Below are 21,051 nucleotides of genomic sequence, written 5' to 3' on the forward strand. Positions count from 1 at the left end.
CGCGGCCCGGCGCTACCGAGGAGGGTTTCATGTCATCTGCGTTGAGAGTGGTTGCACTGATTGGTTCGCCGACGGCGTCGGTCAATTCGCGTACGTTGCTGCTGGTGCGGCATGTTCTGGATGCGCTGCACGAACGCTTGAACATCAGCGTGGAGTGGGTGGAGCTGGCACCGATCGCGCGTTCGTTGGGGCAGGCGCTGCAGCGCAGCGAGCTGGAGCCGCAGGTGGAGCAGGCGTTGGCTGCCATCGAGTCGGCGCAGCTGCTGGTGGCGGCCACCCCGGTGTATCGCGGCTCGTATCCGGGGCTGTTCAAGCATCTGATCGATTTCATCGCGCTGGAGGCCCTGGTGGATACGCCGGTACTGCTGGCAGCAACCGGTGGCAGTGAGCGCCATGCGCTGGTGATCGACCATCAGCTGCGGCCTCTTTTCAGTTTCCTGCAGGCGCATACCTTGCCGATCGGGGTTTACGCCACGCCCGCGGATTTCGATGGCGATGCGGTGAACAGTGGGGCACTGCAGGCGCGTATCCAGCTGGCCGCCGAACGTGCCGCCGGGTATCTGCTTTCATCAGCAGCGGCGTTGCCGGCGCCGCTGCGCCGGATCGCGTGAGCCATGGCGGTGCAGTTGCGGCACCTGGCCTTGCTGACGCCAGGCAGCTACCTGCCCGACGCACCGCGCGCGGGCCTGGATGCCACGCTGGACCTGATCGCCTTCGCCGAACAGCTGGGCTACGACGGTGCATGGGTGCGCCATCGCCACCTGGAACCGGGCATCAGTTCGGCGGCGGTGTTCCTTGCCGCGGCCAGCCAGCACACCCACCGTATCGAGCTGGGCAGTGCGGTCATCCAGCTGGGCTATGAGACGCCCTTCCGCCTGGCCGAGGATCTTTCGCTGCTGGATGCGCTGGCCGGGGGACGGCTGCAGGTGGGCGTCAGCACCGGGCCACCGCCATATGCCGAACTGGTCGGGCATCTGTTGTTCGACGGTGACCCGGCGACCATTGATTTTTCGCATGCGCGCGTTGAGCGGTTGCTGGATGCCTTGCGTGGCGGTCCGCTGGGTACTGCCGATGCCGAGGTGGGCAATGCCGCGACGCGCTATCGCCCCCGATTGCAGCCGCACGCGCCGGGGTTGGTGAACCGGGTCTGGTATGGCGCCGGTTCCCTGCAGTCTGCGCACGCGGCGGGTGCGCAGGGGCTGCATCTGCTGCTGGGCAACGTCAATCGTGCCGAGAGCAGCGATGACTTCTTTGTCGCACAGTTGCAGCACCTGCAGGCCTATCGCGCTGCCTTGCGGCTGGACAGCCCGCACCGCGTGGCGGTGGGACGGGTGCTGGTGCCTACCGATGGCGTGGATGCGGCCACACGCCGGCGGATCGCTGCCTTCACCGCGCAGCGGCATGCGCGCACGCTGTCGCCGCAGGGGCCGCGACGCGTGATGTTCGCGCCCGATGTGGTCGGCAGCAGCGCACAGGTGATCGCCCAGCTGCAGGCCGACCCGCTGCTGCAGCAGGTGGACGAACTGCGCGTGGAGCTGCCCTACGAGCTTCCCGAACAGGACTGCCGGCGCATCCTCGCCACCGTGATCGAGGACATCGCGCCGGCGCTCGGCTGGCGTGCGCCCGCGCAGGCAGCCTGACGCCACGCGCGGCCATAACGGGCAGCAGTCTGCTTATTGCCAACCTGCATCTGCATGGCCGGATCCGACCGTGGATTGTCGAGTTCCGGCGCAGGTGGCGCGCCGTCCTTCTCTAGCATCGATATCCAAGCGGCACTGCACTGCCGGCCCCCCTGAGGACGACTCCGTGGCTGTAGACGCAACCCCCAAACCCATTCTGTTCCTGCTGGACCGTGCTTTCGAAGACGGTGCGCTGCCAGGCCAGCGCTTCTTCTGCCGGCACAGCCTGCTGCTGGAAGGCGCGCTGTCGAGCATCGAAGGCCTGGACGCGCAGCTGGATGTGCGTCGCATCGGCTTCAGCCGTCCGCGTCGCGAGGTGATCGCCGAAATCGGCGAGCAGGACCAGTCGCTGCCGAAGCTGGTGTTGCCGCAGGGCGTTGTCAATGAACACGCCAGTGGTGAGTACCAGCATCGGCAGTACATCTCCGGTGCCGAGCCGATCCTGGCGGCGTTGAACGGCCTGCTGGGCATCCCCGTGGCCCACCCCTGAGCGAGGACGCGACGATGAGTTACCTCACCAGCGTATTGGACAAGAGCCCGGTGGCCGAGGGTGGCACGCCCGAGCAGGCACTGCGCAACAGCCTGCAGCTGGCGCAGCGCGCCGAACAGCTGGGGTACCACCGTTACTGGTTTGCCGAGCACCACGCGGCACCGGCGTTGGCCAGCCCGGCACCGGAAGTGCTGGCGGCCTGGGTGCTTGCGCAGACCCGGCGCATCCGCATCGGCAGCGGCGGGGTGATGCTGCGTCATTACGCGCCGTACAAGGTGGCGGAGAGTTTCAACCTGCTGGCCACACTGGCGCCGGGCCGCGTGGATCTGGGCGTGGGCAAGGCGCCGGGCGGCCTGCCGGCATCCACCGCGGCGCTGGCGGCGGGGCGAGCGGCCTTTGCCGATTTCGACCAGCAGCTGCGCGAGCTGGAAGGGTACCTGTCGGGCACGCGCAACGATGCGCAGGCGCGGCCGATTCCGCAGACCGCTCCGGAGCGGTTCCTGCTCGGGGCCAGCCCGCAGAGCGCGCGCCACGCCGCCGAGCTGGGCTGGCGCTTCGTGTACGCCGCGCACTTTGATGGCGACCCGGACCATATCGAGGCCGCGTTCGAGGCCTATCGTTCGGTCGCCACGCATCCACCGTTGCTGGCCACGGTGGCCTTCGCCGCGCCGACGGCCGAAGCCGCCGCCCGCCATGTCGGTGCGCTACGGGTCTACAAGCTGCACCTGGGCCCGGCGCAGACAGTGAACCTGCCCAGCCCCGAGGCCGCTGCCGAGTATGCACGGCAGGTGGGTGTGGCCGATTTCCGCATTGAAGAGACGCGCCCGAGCGTGCTGTCCGGCGATGCGCAGCATGTCCGCAACGAACTGGACGCGCTGCACCGTCGCTTCGGCGTGGGTGAATTCATTCTCGATGCGCCGGTGGCTGACCTCGACGCACGCCTGACCTCCCTTGAACTGCTGTCGCCCGCACCGCGCGCGGCGGTGGCCTGACCTGCAGGAGCGATTCCCATGAGCACGACCCCACGCCCCATTCCGTTCGGCATCATGCTGCAGGGCCCGGGCAGCCACATGCACGCCTGGAAGCACCCGTCCAACCCGACCGATGCCAGCGTCAACCTGCAGTTCTACATCGACATCGCACGCACGGCCGAGGACAACGGCATCGCCTTCGGGTTCGTGGCCGATGGGCTGTACATCAACGAGAAATCGATTCCGCATTTCCTCAACCGCTTCGAGCCGATATCGCTGCTGTCAGCGCTGGCGACGGCGACGAAGAAGATCGGCCTGGCCGGTACGCTCTCCACCTCCTACAGCGATCCCTTCACGGTCGCGCGCCAGTTCGCCTCGCTGGACCTGCTGAGCGGTGGCCGCGCGGGCTGGAACGTGGTGACCTCGCCGCTGGAGGGCTCGGGCCGCAACTACGGCCGGCCACACCCCGAGCATGCGCTGCGCTACCAGATCGCCGACGAGTACCTGGAGGTGGTGCAGGGGCTGTGGGATTCCTGGGATGACGATGCCTTCGTACGCGAGCGCGACAGCGGCACGTTCTTCGCACCCGAAACGTTCCGCCGCCTCGACCACAAGGGCCGCTTCTTCAATGTGGAAGGCCCGCTCAACATCCAGCGCTCGCCGCAGGGGCAGCCGGTGATCTTCCAGGCCGGATCGTCCGACGATGGCAGCGCGCTGGCCGGCAAGTATGCCGATGCGGTGTTCACCCATGCGCCGTCGCTGGAGGAGACCCGCGCGTTCACCCAGAAGGTGAAGAATTCGGCGATCGCCCATGGCCGCAGTGCCGGTGACGTCAAGATCTTCCCGGGCATCGGTCCGATCGTTGGCCATACGGCCGAAGAAGCCGAAGCCAAGTATCAGGCGATTGCCGCGCTGGCGGGGCTGGACGATGCATTGGCCTATCTTGGCCGCTTCTTCGACCACCATGATTTCAGCCAGTACGACCCGGATGCGCCGTTCCCGGAGCTGGGTGATATCGGCTCCAATTCCTTCCGATCCACCACCGACCGCATCAAGCAGGATGCGCGCGAGCAGGGCTTGAGCCTGCGCCAGGTGGCACTGCAGGCGGTCAGCCCGCGGCCGAACTTCATCGGTACGCCGGAGCATGTGGCCGATGAACTGATCCGCTGGTTCGATGCCGGTGCCAGTGATGGCTTCATTCTGGGCTTTGCTGCCCAGCGCGAGGGCCTGGACGATTTCGTGGGATTGGTGCTGCCGATTCTGCAAGCGCGCGGTTATCACCGCAGCACGCTGGAAGGGCAGACGCTGCGCGATCATCTGGGATTGCAGCGCAAGGCCAGTCGCCATGCGACCGACGAAGAAGCTGCGCGGAAGGTGGGGTGAGGCGATGAACGTTCTGCATCGGCCTTCGTTGGATACAACAGCCGCCGGGCATGGCCCGGCGCAAGCGGCGAGCGGGGTGTTGCCCGGGATCGCGGCGCGCGCCGATGAGGCCATTGCCATCCGCCATGCGCTGCACCGGCACCCTGAGCTGGCGTTCGAGGAGCACCGCACCAGCGCCCGGGTAGCCGAGCTGCTGCAGCAGTGGGGCTATGCGGTGACCACCGGCATCGGCGGGACCGGCGTGGTCGGCACGCTGCGGCGCGGGCACGGCCGACGCGCACTTGGCCTGCGTGCGGACATCGATGCGTTGCCCATCCAGGAGGAGTCCGGGCTGGACTATGCCAGCCAGCACGCGGGCCGGATGCATGCGTGCGGTCACGATGGGCACACGGCGATCCTGTTGTCGGCCGCCCATTACCTGGCACATCACGGGCGCTTCAGCGGCACCCTGCAGCTGGTGTTCCAACCGGCCGAAGAGACCGGATCGGGTGCGTCGAAGATGATCGAGGATGGCCTGTTCGAACGCTTCCCGGTGGATGCGATCTATGGTCTGCACAACTGGCCCGGCGTTCCGGTGGGCCACTTCGGTTTCGTCGACGGGCCTGCGATGGCGTCGGTGGACTGGGCGCGGCTGCGGGTGATCGGCAAGGGCGGCCATGGTGCCGAACCGCAGGGCAGCGTGGACCCGATCCTGGCCGCAGCGCATATCGTGACGGCGCTGCAGAGCGTGGTGTCGCGCAATGTCGACCCGCGGCAGATGGGGGTGGTGACGGTGGGCTCGATTCACGGCGGGCAGGCTGCCAATGTGATTCCGGACGTGGTGGAACTGAAACTGACCGTGCGCGCCTATCTGCCGGAGGTGCGCGACACGCTGCGCCGGCGCGTCACCGAGATTGCCGAGCAGACCGCGCTGGCATTTGGTGCGCGTGCCGAGATCGAGTTCCCGCGTGGCTTTCCCAGCGTGATCAATCATCCGCAGCAGACCGCGTACATCCGCGATGTGGCCGTGCAGGGTTTTGGTGCCGGGCAGGTGGTGGAGGCGTTCGCGCCGCGCACCGCCAGCGAGGATTTCGCGTTCCTGCTGCAGGCACGCCCAGGCAGTTTCGTGTTCGTCGGCAACGGTGACAGTGCGCCGCTGCACAGCCCGCGCTACGTGTTCAATGACGCGGCCATCGCACCGGCCGCCAGCCTGTGGGCACGGCTGGCCGAACATTACCTGGTGGAGGACGCGGCATGAGTGATGCATTCCTGTACACATCGGTGGACGACCCGTTGGCGCGCCCCCTGTTCGATGGCCTGGAGCAGGAGTACGACAACCGCTATGCGGACGTGCGCCGACGCATCGGTGGCAGCGCCCGCGAGGAGCTGCAGCGCTATCCGGCCGCGGCATTCGCCGCACCGGTCGGTGCATTCGTGCTGTTGCTGCGCGATGGCGTGGCGATCTCCGGTGGTGCGTTCATGCCGCATCGTGATGAGAACACCGCCGAGTTCAAGCGCATCTGGACGCTGCCGGGACTGCGCCGGCAGGGTATCGCGCGGCGCGTACTGCAGGAACTGGAGGCGCAGGCGGCGCGGCAGGGCTATCGCAGGGTGTTCCTGACGACCGGCTTCCGCCAGCCTGAAGCGGTGGGCCTGTACCTCAGCCATGGCTACACCGCGCTGTTTGACCTGCACGCGGACCCGGAGACCATCGCGCACCTGCCGTTCGAGAAACGGCTGCTGCCAGACCCTGCTGCCCGGGCCGTGGCTGCCGTGGCGGCGCGGGAAGTGCACGCATGAGCACACCCTCTTCCGTGCTTGAAGCGATTGCGGGCCGTCAGGTGCCAGCGCTGAAGATCGTTCCGGCGCGCCACCCTCTGCAGACGGTGGGTACGGTACTGGCACTGGCGCTGATCCTGATTGCGCTGCAGTCGGTACTGGGCAATCCGCGCTGGGGCTGGGGCACCTTCGCCGAATGGTTCTTTGCGCGCCCGGTGCTGGAAGGATTGGGCCGTACGCTGCTGTTGACCGCACTGGGCACCGGCCTTGGCTTCGCACTGGGTACGCTGCTGGCACTGGCGCGGGTTTCAGGCTCGCCGCTGCTGGCGTCGGTGTCGTGGGGCTATGTGTGGCTGTTCCGTTCGATTCCGCTGCTGGTGCTGCTGCTGTTGCTCAACAACCTGGGCTATCTGTACAGCACCCTCGAACTGGGTGTGCCATTCACCGGCATCAGCCTGTTCTCGTACCCGACCACGCAGCTCATCGGTGTGTTCACTGCGGCGGTGCTCGGCCTGACCCTGAACCAGGCGGCGTTCTCTGCCGAGGTCATCCGCGGTGGCATCCTGTCGGTGGATCACGGCCAGTACGAAGCGGCAGCCGCCCTGGGCCTGCCGCGTGGTCGCCAGGTTCGGCGCATCATCCTGCCGCAGGCGATGCGTTCGATCCTGCCGGCGGCATTCAACGATGTGATCGGCCTGGCCAAGAGCACGTCGGTGGTATACGTGCTGGCGCTGCCGGAGCTGTTCTACACCGTGCAGGTCATCTACCGCCGCAACCTGGAAGTGGTGCCGCTGTTGATGGTGGCCACCGTCTGGTACCTGCTGATCCTGACGGTGCTGTCGCTGCTGCAGCAGCGGGTGGAGAAGCGCTTCGCGCGCGGGCAGCTGCAGCGCGAGCGCAGCATTTCGCGGGTGTCGTCCGTCTCCCGTCGCAAGGCCACACCGGGCGTGTCCGCACCATCGGTACGCGCCTCGCTCGGCACGCCGATCGCCGCCGGCGGTGGTGCAGCCGTGTCGCTGCGCGGCGTCGGCAAGCAGTTCGGCGGGCAGACCGTGCTGGATGAGGTGGATCTTGAGCTGAAGGCCGGCAGCGTGACGGTGTTGATCGGCCCCTCCGGTGCCGGCAAGTCGACGCTGCTGCGGCTGATCAATCATCTGGAACGCGCTGACAGCGGCTTTGTGACCGTGGGCGGGCAGCTGATCGGCTATCGCCGCGACGGCGACACCCTGTACGAACTGCCCGAAAGCGAGATCCGCCGCCGCCGCGCGGAGGTCGGCATGGTGTTCCAGGGATTCAACCTGTTCCCGCACCTGACCGCGCTGGAGAACATCATCGAGGCACCGATGGCCGTGCGCGGTCTGTCGCGGGCGCAGGCCGTGCAGCAGGCGCGCAGCTTGCTGGAGCGGGTCGGGCTGGCCGACAAGGCCGATGCCTTCCCGCGCCAGCTGTCCGGTGGCCAGCAGCAGCGCGTGGCCATCGCCCGCGCGCTGGCGCTGCAGCCAAAGGTGCTGCTGTTCGACGAGCCGACCTCGGCACTGGACCCGGAGCTTGTTGCCGAAGTGTTGAGTGTCATCGAGGAACTGGCCAGCTCGGGAACCACGCTGGTGATCGTGACCCATGAACTCGGTTTCGCCCGTCGCGTTGCCGACCACGTGGTGATGATGGACCAGGGCCGGGTGATCGAGCAGGGCACACCTGATGCGCTGTTCGAGCGCCCGCGCCAGCAACGTACCGCCGATTTCCTGGCCACGACCCTGTAGCCCCCTTTTCGAGAGAACCCATGAGCCCTGCATCGCAGCGACGTCCCGCACGCAGCACCTTGTTGATCGTCGGGGTACTGGTCATCGGTATTGCCGGCATCGTTTACTCGCGCGTGCGCCAGGCGCCCGATGGCGTGCCCGTGGTGGCGACATCGCTGGCCGCCAGCAACGCGGAGATACTGAAGGGCACCGCAGATCCAAAGGCGCAGGCGTTGATTCCGCCCGGCTATCGATTCGTTACTCCCGGCGCTTTCACCATCGCCACCCATCCCGGGCAGTTGCCACTGGCTGACTACGGTGCTGACAGCAGGGAAGTGGTGGGCGTCGAGCCGGACATCGCCCGGTTGATCGCCGATGGCCTGGGCCTGAAGCTGGTGGTGGTGCCGGTGGCCTGGGCCGATTGGCCGCTGGGGCTGGAATCGGGCAAGTATGACGCGGTGTTGTCGAACGTGACGGTGACCGAAGAGCGCAAGAAGAAGTTCGATTTCTCCAGCTATCGCTTCGACCTGCTGGGCATCTATACCCGCACCGATGGGCCCATCCAGAAGATCGCCACACCCGCCGACGTCGCAGGGCTGAAGGTGGTGGTGGGGGCCAGTACCAACCAGGACCAGATCCTGCGGCAGTGGGACAGGCAGAACATCGCCGCCGGCCTGAAGCCGGTGCAGTACCAGTACTTCGATGACGCGGTGATCGGGCGGCTGGCGGTGATCACCGGTCGCGCCGATGTTTCCTTCGAGCCCAATGCCACCGGCGCCTATTCGGCACGCGATGGCAAGGTGCGGCGGGTGGGCCTGTTCCCGGGTGGCTGGCCCGATGCGGCGGCGATTTCGGTGACCACGCGCAAGGGCAGTGGCCTGGCCGATGCGGTGACCCAGGCACTGAACACCCAGATCGGCAGCGGTACCTACGCCAGGGTGCTGGCGCGCTGGAACGTGGCCGAAGAGGCGGTGCCGCATTCGCAGACCAATCCGCCGGGGTTGCCGGCGTTGTAGCGGCCTTGTGCGCTTGGCCGGGCTCGGCCCGGCCTTACCAGCGTGCCTCCAGCTTACGGAACGGCGCATCGAGCAGCACCCCGTCCTTGTCGAAGTTCTGTACAACCCGTCCATCGACGCGCACTTCGCTGGGCAGGGTTCGGCTCGGCCACCATACGCGTACCGGCGTGCCCTTGCGCAGCCCCTTGCCCAGTGACACGGTCAGGTTGCCGTCGCGCTGGAGGGCCTGCATCTGCAAGGTGCCGTAGGCGGTGGGCAGGCGGTCGACCGCCAGGCCTTCGCCGGCCACCCACGACGGCGGCGTACCCGGCAGCAGCGACAACGCATCATCGTCCTCGCGCATCAGCATGCCGAACAGGGTGCGGCCGTACTCGGCGCCAATCCAGGTGTGCGGCATGTCGCCCAGGTAGCGCGGGAAGCGCAGCCGCGAATGCACGACCTCGGCCAGCACCTGCCACTCCAGCGGCCTGCGATCGTGCAGCAGGCCCTGCAGGAGCTCATCGGCCGCTTCGGGCTGGCCGAGGTGCACGTAACTCAGCACGTTGCGGATTTCATACGGCGTATAGGCGTAGAGCGCGCCCGGTTGCCTGCGCTTGCGCACATCGTCCAGGTAACGGGCGAAGGTGGTGCGCAACGCATCGGCGGGCAGCACGCTCTGCGCTCCGGTGGGGTCCAGCGCGATCGAGACGCCGGTCGGGTCGCCATCACCGAGGTCGGCGGAAGAGGGAATGAAGTCGATGCCCTTCCACGCCATCGTTGCCCGGATCGAGGCGTGCAGCGCGTCATACAGCGCCTTGTACTGTTCGCGCGCCCACGTGGCGGTCTCATGATCGCCCAGCGATTCGGCCAACCATGCGCCGTCGTGCCAGCCCTTCAGGCCCCAGTAGTCGTCCCAGTAGCTGTGGGTGGGCGAGGGGTAACCTTCGTGGCTGATGGAAGGTGCAAGGATGCCGGCGAAGCGCTGTGGCGATGGCTGGTCGGCCATGTACCCGGGCACCAGCGTGCGCTCACGCAGCGCCTGCAGGAAGCGCAGCGCGGCCTTTACCTTGGGCAGGTAGGCGCGCACCGATTCCGGTCCGCCATCCAGCCGTGCGACGTCGGCCACGAGCGTTACGTACTGACCCTGGCTGTCGTACTCGATGTCCGAACCGAAGCCGGTGTTGACGCTGCCGTCGTCGTTGAGGATGGGCGAGACCAAGCCATTGGCATGCACGCCGTGCTCGCTGTACCAGGCCAGGTAGTCACGGGCCACCTGCGCTTCGCCCATGCGCAGCAGTACCGCCGAGGTGGCCATGCCGTCGCGGATGAAAGAGCGGTTGTAGTTGCGCGGGCCGGGCTGCATGGCAGGCCCCGTCTGGTTGATCAGCATGTAAGCGGCCTGTGCGCGCAGCATGTCCACCAGCGAAGGATCGGGCAGGCGCAGGCCGACCTGGCCCAGGCGTGCCTGCCAATCGGCGGATGCGCGCTTGGCGAGGGTGTCGAAGGCCTTGCCGGCATCGCCTGGCAACCCGCTGAGATCGACGGCCGGTGCCTGCGGCAGTGCGCCCTCGGCGTCGGCAGCGGCGGTGCCGAGCGGGAAGGCCAGCACCACCGATTCGGTGGCACCGGCTGCCAGGCGGATGGGGTAGCTGACGGCCGCTGCCGCCAGTCCCTGGGCATCGTCTGCCTGTTGCGCCGCAGGCAGTTGACCGGTGGCGATGGCCGCGGTGATTTCGGTGCTGCCGTCCTGGCCGAACGGCGCTGCACCGGCCGTGCCCACCGGCGTGAGCGACTGCAGCAGGGTGCGGCCGTTGATGCGCACCGCATTGCCTGCAACGGCGACTGTGCGGATGGGCGACAGCCCACCGTTCTGCCACGGCGGGTTCATCTGCATGGGTCGCACCGCCAGCGTCAACGTCCCTTCGATGGGCGTGGTGCCGAGGTTGTGCAGCTGATGGCGGACCAAGGTGACCGGCTGTCCACCGCGCTCGATGGCGAAGGCTTCGCTGCGCAGTTCCAGCCCGGGCTGCGGTGACCAGGTGGCGGACGGCATCGGCTTCCAGCCATCGCGTAGCGCGTGCTGTACCGGCTGATCGGCGGCGCCGGTCGCGCGGCCGTCGGCACTGCGCCAGATCGGCTGCACCAGCGGCGCGCCCTTGTAGGCTTCGATGTTGCCGTATTCGTCGAAGATCGATTTCTGCCGGCCGGCGTGGACGCCCACTGCTGTCCAGTAGGTCTGCTGCATGTGCAGCGACGCCGGGAACAACGCGCGCTGCGCACCGCCGGCAACAATCTGGTAGCGCTTCATCGGTGTCATCACCGCCTTCGGGCCGAGCAGGCGGATGCGCTTCACCTGCGGCGCATCGCCTTCCACGGTCAGACGCAGTGCCTTGATGTCGCGTGGCGCGTCGGCCGCCAACCAGCTCTGCTGCCGCGTCGCGGCCTGCGTGTCGCGGGCCAGTTCATGCCACTGGCCCTGCGCATCCTGCGCCTGCAGGCGTGCGGCGCCGTGCGCACCGGCCCATTCCACTGCAAGGCCGGTACTGGCCTGAGCGCGGGGCAGGGCGATATCGAGTGTGGAGTGACCGTCCTTCCCCGCGGGAATGGCGACCGTGCCTGTGCCCTGCCACAGCGCGGCCGACTGGACTGCATCCAGCCCTGCCACGCGTGCACTGAGCGCAGTGTCGAGCGGTTCCATCTCGAAGATCGACACGCCCCAGTCCGACGTGCGCTGTGGACTGGCCAGGCGCAGGTAGCGGGCCTGGCGCGGCGCGAAGTACAGGGTTTCAACACCGCCCAGCGAGTCGGCCATGGTGTAGGCGGTCTGCCACTGCGTGCCATCCAGCGAGGTCTGCAGCGAATAGCCTTCGGGATTGGATACATCCCAGGTGAGGCGGGCGCCGGCCAGCATCGTCGGTTTGCCAAGATCGATCTGGAACCAGTGGCCCGGGCTGAAGGCACCGCCTGTGACTGTTTTGGGATCGTTGTCGATCAGGTGGCTGATCGCCATCGCCGGAACCTGCTGCGACGACGCGCTGGCCTGCCACTGCGCGCGCGGTGGAAGGGTCTGCGCGGCGGCGGTAGTGGCCAGTGTGAGGCCAAGCAGCAGGGCCGCGGAAAGGCGTTGGTTCGGCAGGCAGGGGACGGTCCAGCGGTCAGCACTCAACGTCATTGCAGCGGCCTCGCATCAGCAGGCCCGGGAACGGGCGGGCCTACGCTAGCAAGGGATGTAACCGGTTACATGACGCGTCGCAATATCCGTACGCCGGGCGGGGGGCAGATTTTCATCAACGCGCACATATCTGTTCGCGCAGGGGACGCTGTACCGGCAAGGGAGAGTTGGCGCAGCCGGAGCTCTGACTGGGTTGGCTCTGGTACGGCGATGGCGAAGCTGTAGGGTCCAGTGATTGATCGAATTCAGCAGGGTTGTCATCTGACAACCTTGTGGACAACCGCGCACGCTGACGCACCCGCCAACCCTTCCAGGGAAACGTCGATGACGGAATTCAACTTCACGGTCAAATATCGCCTGCCGGACGTCGGTACCGACGCCGGCTCGCTTGAGCAGCGTCTTGCAGATGCCGGTTGCGACGATGCACTGCTGGGTATTGGCAGGCCGGGGAGGCTGGCGCTTGAATTCTGCCGCGAGGCGGCCAGTGCTCGCCAGGCAGTGCTGTCTGCGCTTGCAGATGTGCGGACAGCCGTGCCCGATGCAGAGTTGATCGAAGTCAGTCCCGACCTGGTCGGGCTGACGGATGTAGCAGACCTGCTGGGCATGTCACGACAGAACATGCGGAAGCTGCTTCTATCGCATCCGCAGACGTTTCCAGTACCGGTTCACGAAGGAAGTGCATCGATCTGGCACCTGACCGATGTTCTTTCGTGGTTGCAGGCGCGCGGCAGCCAGAAGGTCAGCAGCGAGCTCATGGAGCTCGCCGCCGCCGCGCTTCAGATAAATGTGGCCACGCAACAGGAACGGCTGCTTCAGCGCCCCGGTTGACGGTCGCTGTTCGACGGGCCGTTACAGTTCCACCTGCTCCCACCAGCGGGTACCGGCCTGTGGTGACTGCATGTCCAGCGCCTGGCCCATCATCGGCGTGGCCACCGGCACGTTCCTGGCGGCAGCCAATGCGGTGATCCGTTCGAAGGGTTGCTGCCAGTCATGCAGGGCCAGATCGAAGGTGCCGTTGTGGATCGGCAGCAGCCACTTGCCGCGCAGGTCCAGGTGCGCCTGCAGGGTCTGTTCGGGTTGCATGTGCACGAACGCCCAGCGCTGGTCGTAGGCGCCGGTTTCGATCATGGTCAGGTCGAACGGACCGTACTTCTCGCCGATGGCCTTGAAGCCATCGAAATAGCCGGTATCGCCACTGAAGAAGATGCGGAAATCATCATCCTGGATCACCCAGGAGGCCCACAGGCTGCGATCGCTGTCGCCCAGCCCGCGCCCGGAAAAATGCTGGCCAGGGGTGGCAGTCAGGCGCAGGCCAGCCGCTTCGGTGGTCTGCCACCAGTCCATCTGCTCGACCTTGGCCGCATCCACGCCCCAGGCAATCAACTGGTCGCCCACACCCAGCGGTGCGATGAAGCGCGCGGTCTTGCCGGCCAGTTTCATCACGGCCGCATGGTCGAGGTGGTCGTAGTGGTTGTGCGAGAGGATGACGCCGGCGATCGGTGGCAGCTCCTCGATGCTGATGGGCGGGGCATGGAAGCGTGCAGGGCCCATCCATTGCACCGGCGAGGCGCGTTCGGAAAACACCGGGTCGGTCAGCCAGTACTGGCCACGCAGCTTCAGCAGCAGGGTCGAATGGCCCAGACGGAACAGGCTGCGGTCCGGCGCGGCGTCCAGCGTGGCGCGGTCAAGCGCCTGCACCGGGATCGGCTGCGTGGGCACGGTGCCCTTGGGCTTGTTGAACAGGAAGGTCCACCAGATCTCCAGGCCATCGCGCAGGCCCATCGCCGGTTTCGGCAGGGCATTGCGGAACTTGCCATCGCGGTACTGCGGCGAATCGGCGAAGTCGGGGAGGGACCAGGACTTGCAGAAGGTGTAGGCGGTCACGGCGAGGATTCCAAGCAGGAGGACAAGGAGCAGGCGCTTCATGGGTGACGTCGGCTGGGTACACTGCACAGTGTAGTTTCCGATTTCAGGAAAGTACACCGTCGGGTGTAAAATCACGCAGTCCGTTCAGCTATCTGGTCCTGCCATGTCCCGTGCCCCGCAACGCCTGACCGACCGCAAGCGCGAAGCCATCGTGCGCGCGGCGGTGGAGGAGTTCCGTGCCGCCGGCTACGAGGCCACCAGCATGGACCGCATCGCGGCCGTGGCCGGGGTGTCCAAGCGCACGGTCTACAACCACTTCCCCAGCAAGGAAGAGCTGTTCGCGTTGATCCTGGAAGAGCTGTGGGAAAGCAGCGTGGCCAGCGTGGAGCTGCCCTACCGCGCCGATCAGCCGCTGGACGCCCAGTTGCTGCAGCTGCTGGGGCAGAAACTGGACCTGCTGGGCGATGCGAACTTCATCGACCTGGCACGGGTGGCCATGGCCGAGATCATCCATTCCCCCGACCGCGCGCAGGCCATTGTCTGCCGCATGGGCGAGAAGGAAAGCGGGGTGAGCGCATGGATCCGCGCGGCCATCGCCGATGGCCGGCTGCGCCGGGTCGACCCGGAATTTGCAGGCCATCAGCTGCAGGGGTTGGTGAAAAGTTTTGCGTTCTGGCCACAGGTGACCATGGGTCAGGCCCCGCTGGCACCGGCTGAGCGCACGCACGTGGCCGAATCGGCAGTGGCAATGTTCCTGGGTTTCTACGCCGTGTAACGCCGTGCCTTCGGGCGCGCGGGGAGCGGCACTGCACCCAGCTGCTGCAGATAGGCGCAGAACATGTCGGCCAGGGCGTCGGCCTGGATGCGGATCTGTGCGGCCGTGCGTGGCGCGCTGGAGAATTCGCGGCCGACAGCGGCCAGCGTGGTATCGATCAGCTCCACCGCCAGCGCACGCACCTTCGGCGCAGCGGCAGGCAATGCTTCGGCCATGAAAGCGAGCATCGCAGCATCGGCTTCGCCGCGGGCTTCATTGACCTCCGGCGAATCGCGGTACAGCGGCGCGGCATCACTCAATGCGCCGCGCATCTGTGCCTCTTCGCATTCGGAAGCGATGAACGCATGCACCAGCCTGCGCAGGCGTCGCAGTGGCGGTTGCCCGCCGTCCTGCAGGATATCGCGCAGCATCGCGCCGGTGCGCTGCCATTCGTCGCGTTGCAGCCGGAACAGGATCGCCGCCTTGTTCGGGAAATACTGATAGAGCGAACCGACGCTCACTCCGGCGCGTTCGGCCACCCGCGCGGTGGTGAATCGGGTAGCCCCTTCGTGCTGCAGAACCTGAGCAGCGGCTTCCAGGATGGCGGCGACCAGGTCGTTCGATCGTGCCTGGCGAGGCTGTTTTCTCGAGGAAATCTGCGGCGGGCGACGTTCGGGCATGGGCGGTTTCCAATGCGAATAGGCAGATGGCGGCGTCGCGCCTAAGCTTGATTGCGACGAATCATTCGCATTCTAACCCCGCCACAGAAAGGAACACCTGCCATGTCCACCCTGACCTCAACCCCGGTCGCGCCGCTGCTGGTACGCCTGTTCAACGAAGCAGACACCGCGATCAGCCCGGCGCTGACGGCGGTGTCGCCCGAAGAGCGCCAGCGCCTGCTCGGCAGTCGCAGCGAATACCGGCGCCTGTACGGCGAACTGCTGAAGGACCTGTGGCTGCCGGTGTCGGCCGAGACGGGGCGCCTGCTGTATCTGCTGGCACGCAGCACCGGGGCGCGCACCATTGTTGAGTTCGGTACGTCGTTCGGCATCTCCAGCATCCATCTGGCCGCCGCATTGCGCGACAACGGCGGCGGCCAGCTGATCACCACCGAGTTCGAGCCGGAGAAGGCACGCCGCGCCGAAGACCACCTGCGCCAGGCCAGGCTGCAGGATCTTGTGCAGATCCGCGTGGGCGATGCGCTGCAGACGCTGGCGGCCGATCTTCCCGACACGATCGACCTGGTGCTGCTGGATGGCGCCAAGGTGCTGTACGAGGACGTGCTGGATCTTGTGCAGCCGCACCTGCGCCCGGGTGCGCTGGTGGTGGCCGACAACGCCGACGACAGCCCGCAGTACCTGCAGCGCGTGCGCACACCGTCGGCAGGCTATCTGTCGCTGCCCTTTGCCGATGACGTGGAACTTTCGATGTGGCTTGGCTGAGCGGCAGCGAGGTCAGAAGCGCGTGTCGTTGATTGCGGGCAGCACCAGTTCGCGCACGAAACCGGACGGCGACAGCGCCAGCAGGGCCCGCACCATCGCCACCACATCGTGCACCGGCACCTGCGCGCCATCGCCGCGCGCGGCGGCTGCGTGCACGGGCACGCCCAGCGCGTCGTCGGTATTCAGATAGCCCAGCTGCAGCGTGGTCACCGCCAGCCGCTGCGTCCGGAAGCCCTCGCGCAGTGCGTCGGCGATACCGTTGAGGGCGAATTTGGACGCGCCGAATGCCACCTCGGGACGGCCGCTGCCTGCCAGGCCCGATGTCGACCCGGTGAGCACCAGTTGTGGCCGGCGGCTGCCGAGCAGGCGTGGCAACAGTCGCTTGAGCAGCAGCAGGGTGGCGGTGATGTTGACGTCCACCAGTGTCGCCAGGGCGCTGTCGGTTTCGCTGAGGAAGGCGTAGTCGTCGCTGAAGGCAGTCTCTTCCCAGATGCCGAGGTTGTGGATCAGCACGTCCAGGTCGGCCGGTGACTGCGCGGCAATGTGCTCGGCCGCGATCAACGGCTGGGACAGGTCAGCCTCGATCCACTGCAGCTCGACGCCCTGCGGGCAGGCCAGTTGGACGGGGCGGCGGCGCGAGACACCGATCACCGTGTCGCCCGGCTGGCACAGACCTTCCACGAAGGTGCGCCCGAGGCCCTTGCTGGCGCCGATGATCATCAGTTTCATGCGTACTCCTTTGCGCCCGCACAGGGGGCCGGGTGAGAATCCATCGGCCCGGTGATGCAGGACAGCGACGAATGGAAGATGAAACCAGAGGCGTTGCAGCAATGCCGTTGCCTGCGGCGTGGACGGCGATGCTCAGCGCTGCCCGGGTGCAGGTGCAGTCGATTGGCGCCTCGCGTGCGGATGTCGCGCGGGTGCAGCGTCCGGGTCACGCCGATGCGTTCCTGAAATCCGAAGCGATCGATGCCTTCAGCGAACTGGCAGGGGAAATCCAGCGCCTGCGTTGGCTGCGGGCGCAGCAGTTGCCCGCACCCGAGGTACTCGCGGTGGCCGAAGAGGGTGGCCGGCGCTGGCTGCTGATGAGCGCATTGCCCGGGCGTGACCTTGCATCCTCGCCGGAACTTGCCCCGCAGCAGGTAGTGGAACTGTTGGCCGATGCATTGCGCCGCCTGCACGCGCTGCCGGTTGCCGCCTGTCCGTTCGACGAGCCGCTGTCGGTGCGCGTGCGCAATGCGCGGGCCCGGGTCGAGGCCGGCCAGGTGGATGCGGATGATTTCGACGGCGAACGGCTGGGGCAGACCCCGGAGCAGGTTCTGGCCGAGCTGATGGCAGGCCTGCCGGCCGATGAGGACCGGGTGGTTACCCACGGTGACGCCTGCCTGCCGAACCTGATGGCGGTGAACGGTGGCTTCAGTGGCTTCATCGACTGCGGCCGGCTGGGCGTGGCCGATCGTTGCCAGGATCTGGCATTGGCTGCGCGCAGCCTGGTGCACAACTACGATCACACGCGCTGGGTTGCGCCTCTGCTGGCCCGCTATGGCATCGCCGCCGATGAGCGGCGGTTGGCGTTCTACCGCCTGCTGGATGAATTCTTCTGAGTGCATGCGGGTCTTCAGTGCTGCGCCGGCCGGGCATGATCGACCCTCAACCATGGTTGGGGTCAAGCCGGTGTGGCTGAACGCGGGCAGCATGGACGCCTGCCCGGCACTTCAAAATGAGCGAACGTTCGTTCAGTCTTGAGCGCATGAACCGCAACGACCGCAACGAACAGCGCGTCACCCAGATCCTGCAGGCGGCCCTGCAGTGTTTCCTGGCCAAGGGCTTCCACCAGACCAGCATGCGCGACATCGCGCAGGCGGCCGGGGTCAGCCTGGGTAACCTGTACAACCATTTCCCGGGCAAGGAGGCGCTGATCCTGCAGACGGCAGTGGCCGAGCACGATGAGCTGGCACCGATGCTGCAGCGCCTGGCCGCCGGCAACGGTGAGCGTGCCGCGACGCTGGCGTTCCTGCAGGATTTCCATGCGATGTGTCGGCAGCCGGCGTGGGCCCTGCTGAGTGTTGAAGTGCTGGCCGAAAGCGCTCGCAACCCGGCCGTGGCCGAGGCGTTTGCGGGCAACCGCAGGCGCGTGCTGCAGGCATTGGCCGAGGCGCTGGAGCGCGTGGCAAGGCGCGAACGCCGCCGCCCGCTGCTGGCGGCACCGCTGCAGGCGCAGGTGCTGCTGGACGCGGTGGAAAGCGATGCGCTGCGCCAGGGCCTGGGTGAAGCCAGCGATACCATTGGCGCGGTGCTGGGACCAGACCTGCTGGCAGTACTGCTGGGTGCGCGTGCATGAGCGCCGATGATCGGCGGTTGCATGGGCTGGATCTGGCGCGCTACCTCGCACTGGCCGGCATGGTACTGGTCAATTTCCGTCTGGCCATGGCGGTCGAGGCCGATGATGGCGGGCTGCTTGCCGCGTTCTTCCACCTGCTGGAAGGCAAGGCCTCGGCCACCTTCGTGACGCTGGCCGGACTGGGGCTGGTGCTGGCCACGCAGCGGCAGCCGTGGTGGCAGGCCACGACACAGACCTGGCGCCGCGCGCTGTTCCTGGCCGTGCTCGGGCTGCTCAACCTGACCGTGTTTCCCGCCGATATCCTCCACTACTACGCGGTGTACTTCGCACTGGCCGTGCTGTGGCTGCGCGCATCACCGCGCGTACTGGCGGGCAGCATGATCGCTCTGGCGGCGGTCTCGTTCTGGGCGCTGCTGCGCTGGGACTACAGCGCAGGGTGGGACTGGCAGACGCTGCACTATGCCGGGTTGTGGCAGGCGCCTGGCGCGCTGCGCAATCTGCTGTTCAATGGCTTCCATCCTGTCCTGCCATGGCTGTGCTTCTTCCTGCTGGGCATGCTGCTGGCACGCCTGCCGTTGTCGCAGCCACGGCTGCAGCGGGCGCTGCTGCTGCATGGCCTGCTGCTGATGCTGGCCGGGTGGGGCGTGCAGCAGTGGGGGCAGGGTGGTCCCTGGCAGGCCTGGTTGATGACCCAGCCGATGCCGCCTGGCCCGGCCTACCTGCTGACCGGTGCGGGCGCTGCCTGCACGATGATCGCCGCTTGCCTGTGGCTGGCGCGGGTGGTGCCCGGTGATGGCCTGCAGCCTTTCACCGCGGCCGGGCGGATGACACTGACGCTGTATGTGGCACACATCCTGCTGGGCATGGGCACGCTGGAATGGCTGGGCCTGCTCGATGGCAGCGCAGGCCTTGCCGTGGTGCTGATGGCTGCGCTGCTGTTTCTGATGCTGGCAACGGCCGCTGCATGGCTGTGGTCCTGGCGGTTCACGCGGGGGCCTTTGGAGTGGGTGATGCGGCGTATTGCAGGCTAGTTCGCAGGTGCGTTCTTTCGTCGCAGGACAATGATGTTGTGACCGGTTCGCCTGTGCGGATGTGGGTGCTTCTGCGATAGTGGAGGCAGTCATCACAGTACGCCTGCCTCCATGTCATTCGCTTCAGCGCAGCAGATCGTTGAGGTCCTGCAGCAGTCCTACGACATCCATGCCACGGCGGTGGTGCCACGCCCGGTGGGTGCCGATGCCAATGCGTGTGTTTTCCGCATCGACGCGCGCCAGGGCCAATGGTGGTTGAAGTGCCGGAACTTCCAGGTGTCTCCAGCGGTATGGGACAGCCTGCACTGGTTGCGCGGCGCACTGGATATCGCTGAGATCGTTGCACCCTGGCCTGCGCTGGCCGGTGGCGCGTCGGTGCAGCGCTGGGGCCTGCAGTTCACGCTGTTCCCGTACATCGAGGGCCAGTCCGGATTCGAGGCGCCACTCAGCCGCGCGCAGTGGCGGCGGCTGGGCCACGTGCTGTGGCAACTGCATGACGCCGAGCTTCCGCTGGCACTGCGCGAGGCGCTGCCGACGCTGCGGCTGGAAACGGCCGCCAACGATACGGTGGGTGGCTGGCTGCAGGATGCATCGTTGCTGGGGCAGGCAACGGAGGGTTCCGGCAGAGCGTTCCTGGCGCTGTGGGAACAGCAGCGATCGCGTATTGAAGAACTGCACCAGCGCGCTGAAGTGCTGCGTGGGTTGCTGAAGGATGAGGCGCCCACGCTGCGCTTGTGCCACACCGACCTGCATGCCGGCAACCTGCTGATGGGGCAGGACGATGCCCTGCATCTGATCGACTGGGATGGCCTGGCGCTGGCGCCGCGCGAGCGCGACCTCATGTTCGTGGGCGCGGCGGTGGGTGGCCGTTGGGGACGCGAGCATCCGCTGGGCTTTGCCGATGGCTATGGCGGCGATCTTGGCGACCCGCGCTGGATTGCCTGGTACCGGCATTGGCGCATCCTGCAGGACCTGATCGAGTTCGAGCAGATGCTGCTCGGACCCGGTGCCGCGCATCGCTCGCTGCAGCAGCATCGGCAATCGCTGCACTACCTGGGCGAACAGTTCGCGCCGGGGAATGTGCTGGATGCGGCCGAGCGGGCGTATCGGGCGTTGTAGGGGGTTCTGGCCGGGCTGCGCCCGGCGCCCGCAGAGGCCGAAGCTACGGCGACAGCAACAGCAACAGCAACAGCAACAGCAACAGCAACAGCAACAGCAACAGCAACAGCGGGTGATTCGTGGGATGGCGGGGTGGGTCCGGTTGCGGGGGACGCCGTGAATCCATCCATGGAGGCTCGGTCGCGCCATCCATGGCGCTCACTGATCTGGCTCCCCGTAGGCAGACGCCAAGAAGCGATACTTTGATCGCACTTGGAGGTCCCTTATGTCCCGTATCACCCGCCGTAGCTACACCGATGAGTTCAAGCACC

The 21,051-nt window shown here is 66.9% G+C and carries 20 protein-coding genes and 1 pseudogene; 16 read left to right on the forward strand and 5 right to left on the reverse strand.

What is annotated here, in order from left to right; translation table 11 throughout:
* The first annotated feature begins 29 nt into the window (after positions 1-29).
* The 9 genes from msuE to ACVOLJ_RS13740 all read left to right on the forward strand — a co-directional run bounded on the left by msuE (position 30) and on the right by ACVOLJ_RS13740 (position 9,036).
* Positions 30-611: an FMN reductase gene (gene msuE / locus ACVOLJ_RS13700; RefSeq protein WP_481564358.1), complete on the forward strand. Its 582-nt coding sequence runs from the start codon at positions 30-32 to the stop codon at positions 609-611.
* A 3-nt stretch (positions 612-614) separates the two neighbouring features.
* A complete protein-coding gene (locus ACVOLJ_RS13705; RefSeq protein ID WP_481564359.1) occupies positions 615-1,640 on the forward strand; it encodes an LLM class flavin-dependent oxidoreductase in 1,026 nt (341 codons plus the stop codon).
* Positions 1,641-1,806: 166 nt separating this feature from the next.
* Entirely contained in the window at positions 1,807-2,169 is a 363-nt protein-coding gene (locus tag ACVOLJ_RS13710) for a DUF3088 family protein (RefSeq protein ID WP_475279673.1), read from the forward strand.
* 14 nt (positions 2,170-2,183) lie between these two features.
* Positions 2,184-3,161 carry an MsnO8 family LLM class oxidoreductase gene (locus tag ACVOLJ_RS13715; RefSeq protein WP_481564360.1) on the forward strand — a complete coding sequence of 326 codons (978 nt, stop codon included), beginning with the start codon at positions 2,184-2,186 and terminating at the stop codon, positions 3,159-3,161.
* A gap of 18 nt (positions 3,162-3,179) precedes the next feature.
* Positions 3,180-4,523, forward strand: coding sequence for an LLM class flavin-dependent oxidoreductase (locus ACVOLJ_RS13720; RefSeq protein ID WP_481564361.1), 1,344 nt, complete (start codon positions 3,180-3,182; stop codon positions 4,521-4,523).
* Between the two features lie 79 nt (positions 4,524-4,602).
* A complete protein-coding gene (locus tag ACVOLJ_RS13725) occupies positions 4,603-5,760 on the forward strand; it encodes a M20 aminoacylase family protein (protein ID WP_475279676.1) in 1,158 nt (385 codons plus the stop codon).
* Positions 5,757-6,302: a GNAT family N-acetyltransferase gene (locus tag ACVOLJ_RS13730; protein ID WP_481564362.1), complete on the forward strand. Its 546-nt coding sequence runs from the start codon at positions 5,757-5,759 to the stop codon at positions 6,300-6,302. The genes ACVOLJ_RS13725 and ACVOLJ_RS13730 overlap by 4 nt, the downstream gene beginning before the upstream one ends.
* Positions 6,299-8,041 carry an amino acid ABC transporter permease/ATP-binding protein gene (locus ACVOLJ_RS13735; protein WP_481564363.1) on the forward strand — a complete coding sequence of 581 codons (1,743 nt, stop codon included), beginning with the start codon at positions 6,299-6,301 and terminating at the stop codon, positions 8,039-8,041. Before ACVOLJ_RS13730 ends, ACVOLJ_RS13735 begins: the two co-directional genes overlap by 4 nt.
* 20 nt (positions 8,042-8,061) lie before the next feature.
* Entirely contained in the window at positions 8,062-9,036 is a 975-nt protein-coding gene (locus ACVOLJ_RS13740; RefSeq protein ID WP_481564364.1) for an ABC transporter substrate-binding protein, read from the forward strand.
* A gap of 34 nt (positions 9,037-9,070) precedes the next feature.
* Here ACVOLJ_RS13740 and ACVOLJ_RS13745 read toward each other — a convergent pair whose 3' ends face one another.
* Positions 9,071-12,187 (reverse strand): galactose-binding domain-containing protein, encoded by a 3,117-nt coding sequence (locus tag ACVOLJ_RS13745; protein ID WP_481564365.1) that lies wholly within the window; start codon positions 12,185-12,187, stop codon positions 9,071-9,073.
* Positions 12,188-12,511: 324 nt separating this feature from the next.
* Here ACVOLJ_RS13745 and ACVOLJ_RS13750 point away from each other — a divergent pair, with 324 nt between their 5' ends.
* Positions 12,512-13,015, forward strand: coding sequence for a helix-turn-helix transcriptional regulator (locus tag ACVOLJ_RS13750; protein ID WP_481564366.1), 504 nt, complete (start codon positions 12,512-12,514; stop codon positions 13,013-13,015).
* Between the two features lie 21 nt (positions 13,016-13,036).
* Here the strand turns inward: ACVOLJ_RS13750 and ACVOLJ_RS13755 are convergent, their stop codons facing one another.
* A complete protein-coding gene (locus ACVOLJ_RS13755) occupies positions 13,037-14,113 on the reverse strand; it encodes an MBL fold metallo-hydrolase (protein WP_481564367.1) in 1,077 nt (358 codons plus the stop codon).
* Between the two features lie 103 nt (positions 14,114-14,216).
* Here ACVOLJ_RS13755 and ACVOLJ_RS13760 point away from each other — a divergent pair, with 103 nt between their 5' ends.
* The gene (locus tag ACVOLJ_RS13760; RefSeq protein WP_475279683.1) at positions 14,217-14,828 is read left to right on the forward strand and encodes a TetR/AcrR family transcriptional regulator; all 612 of its coding nucleotides are present in this window, start codon (positions 14,217-14,219) and stop codon (positions 14,826-14,828) included.
* Here ACVOLJ_RS13760 and ACVOLJ_RS13765 read toward each other — a convergent pair.
* Positions 14,816-15,487: a TetR/AcrR family transcriptional regulator gene (locus tag ACVOLJ_RS13765; RefSeq protein WP_481564368.1), complete on the reverse strand. Its 672-nt coding sequence runs from the start codon at positions 15,485-15,487 to the stop codon at positions 14,816-14,818. The genes ACVOLJ_RS13760 and ACVOLJ_RS13765 overlap by 13 nt on opposite strands.
* Positions 15,488-15,589: 102 nt before the next feature.
* Between ACVOLJ_RS13765 and ACVOLJ_RS13770 the strand changes: the two genes are divergently transcribed.
* On the forward strand, positions 15,590-16,249 hold the full coding sequence (locus tag ACVOLJ_RS13770) for an O-methyltransferase (RefSeq protein WP_481564369.1): 660 nt from the start codon (positions 15,590-15,592) through the stop codon (positions 16,247-16,249).
* Between the two features lie 12 nt (positions 16,250-16,261).
* Here ACVOLJ_RS13770 and ACVOLJ_RS13775 read toward each other — a convergent pair whose 3' ends face one another.
* On the reverse strand, positions 16,262-16,978 hold the full coding sequence (locus ACVOLJ_RS13775) for an SDR family NAD(P)-dependent oxidoreductase (RefSeq protein ID WP_481564370.1): 717 nt from the start codon (positions 16,976-16,978) through the stop codon (positions 16,262-16,264).
* Between the two features lie 101 nt (positions 16,979-17,079).
* Between ACVOLJ_RS13775 and ACVOLJ_RS13780 the strand changes: the two genes are divergently transcribed.
* From ACVOLJ_RS13780 to ACVOLJ_RS13795, 4 genes are all read left to right on the forward strand, one after another.
* The gene (locus ACVOLJ_RS13780) at positions 17,080-17,853 is read left to right on the forward strand and encodes an APH(3')-II family aminoglycoside O-phosphotransferase (protein ID WP_481564372.1); all 774 of its coding nucleotides are present in this window, start codon (positions 17,080-17,082) and stop codon (positions 17,851-17,853) included.
* Between the two features lie 146 nt (positions 17,854-17,999).
* A complete protein-coding gene (locus tag ACVOLJ_RS13785) occupies positions 18,000-18,590 on the forward strand; it encodes a TetR/AcrR family transcriptional regulator (RefSeq protein WP_475279687.1) in 591 nt (196 codons plus the stop codon).
* On the forward strand, positions 18,587-19,621 hold the full coding sequence (locus ACVOLJ_RS13790) for a DUF418 domain-containing protein (protein WP_481564371.1): 1,035 nt from the start codon (positions 18,587-18,589) through the stop codon (positions 19,619-19,621). The genes ACVOLJ_RS13785 and ACVOLJ_RS13790 overlap by 4 nt, the downstream gene beginning before the upstream one ends.
* Before the next feature lie 111 nt (positions 19,622-19,732).
* Positions 19,733-20,740, forward strand: coding sequence for a phosphotransferase (locus ACVOLJ_RS13795; protein WP_475279689.1), 1,008 nt, complete (start codon positions 19,733-19,735; stop codon positions 20,738-20,740).
* A gap of 43 nt (positions 20,741-20,783) precedes the next feature.
* Here the strand turns inward: ACVOLJ_RS13795 and ACVOLJ_RS13800 are convergent.
* A pseudogene (locus ACVOLJ_RS13800) lies at positions 20,784-21,051 on the reverse strand (hypothetical protein); the annotation flags it as partial.

This window comes from Stenotrophomonas sp. STEN046, from assembly GCF_056759755.1.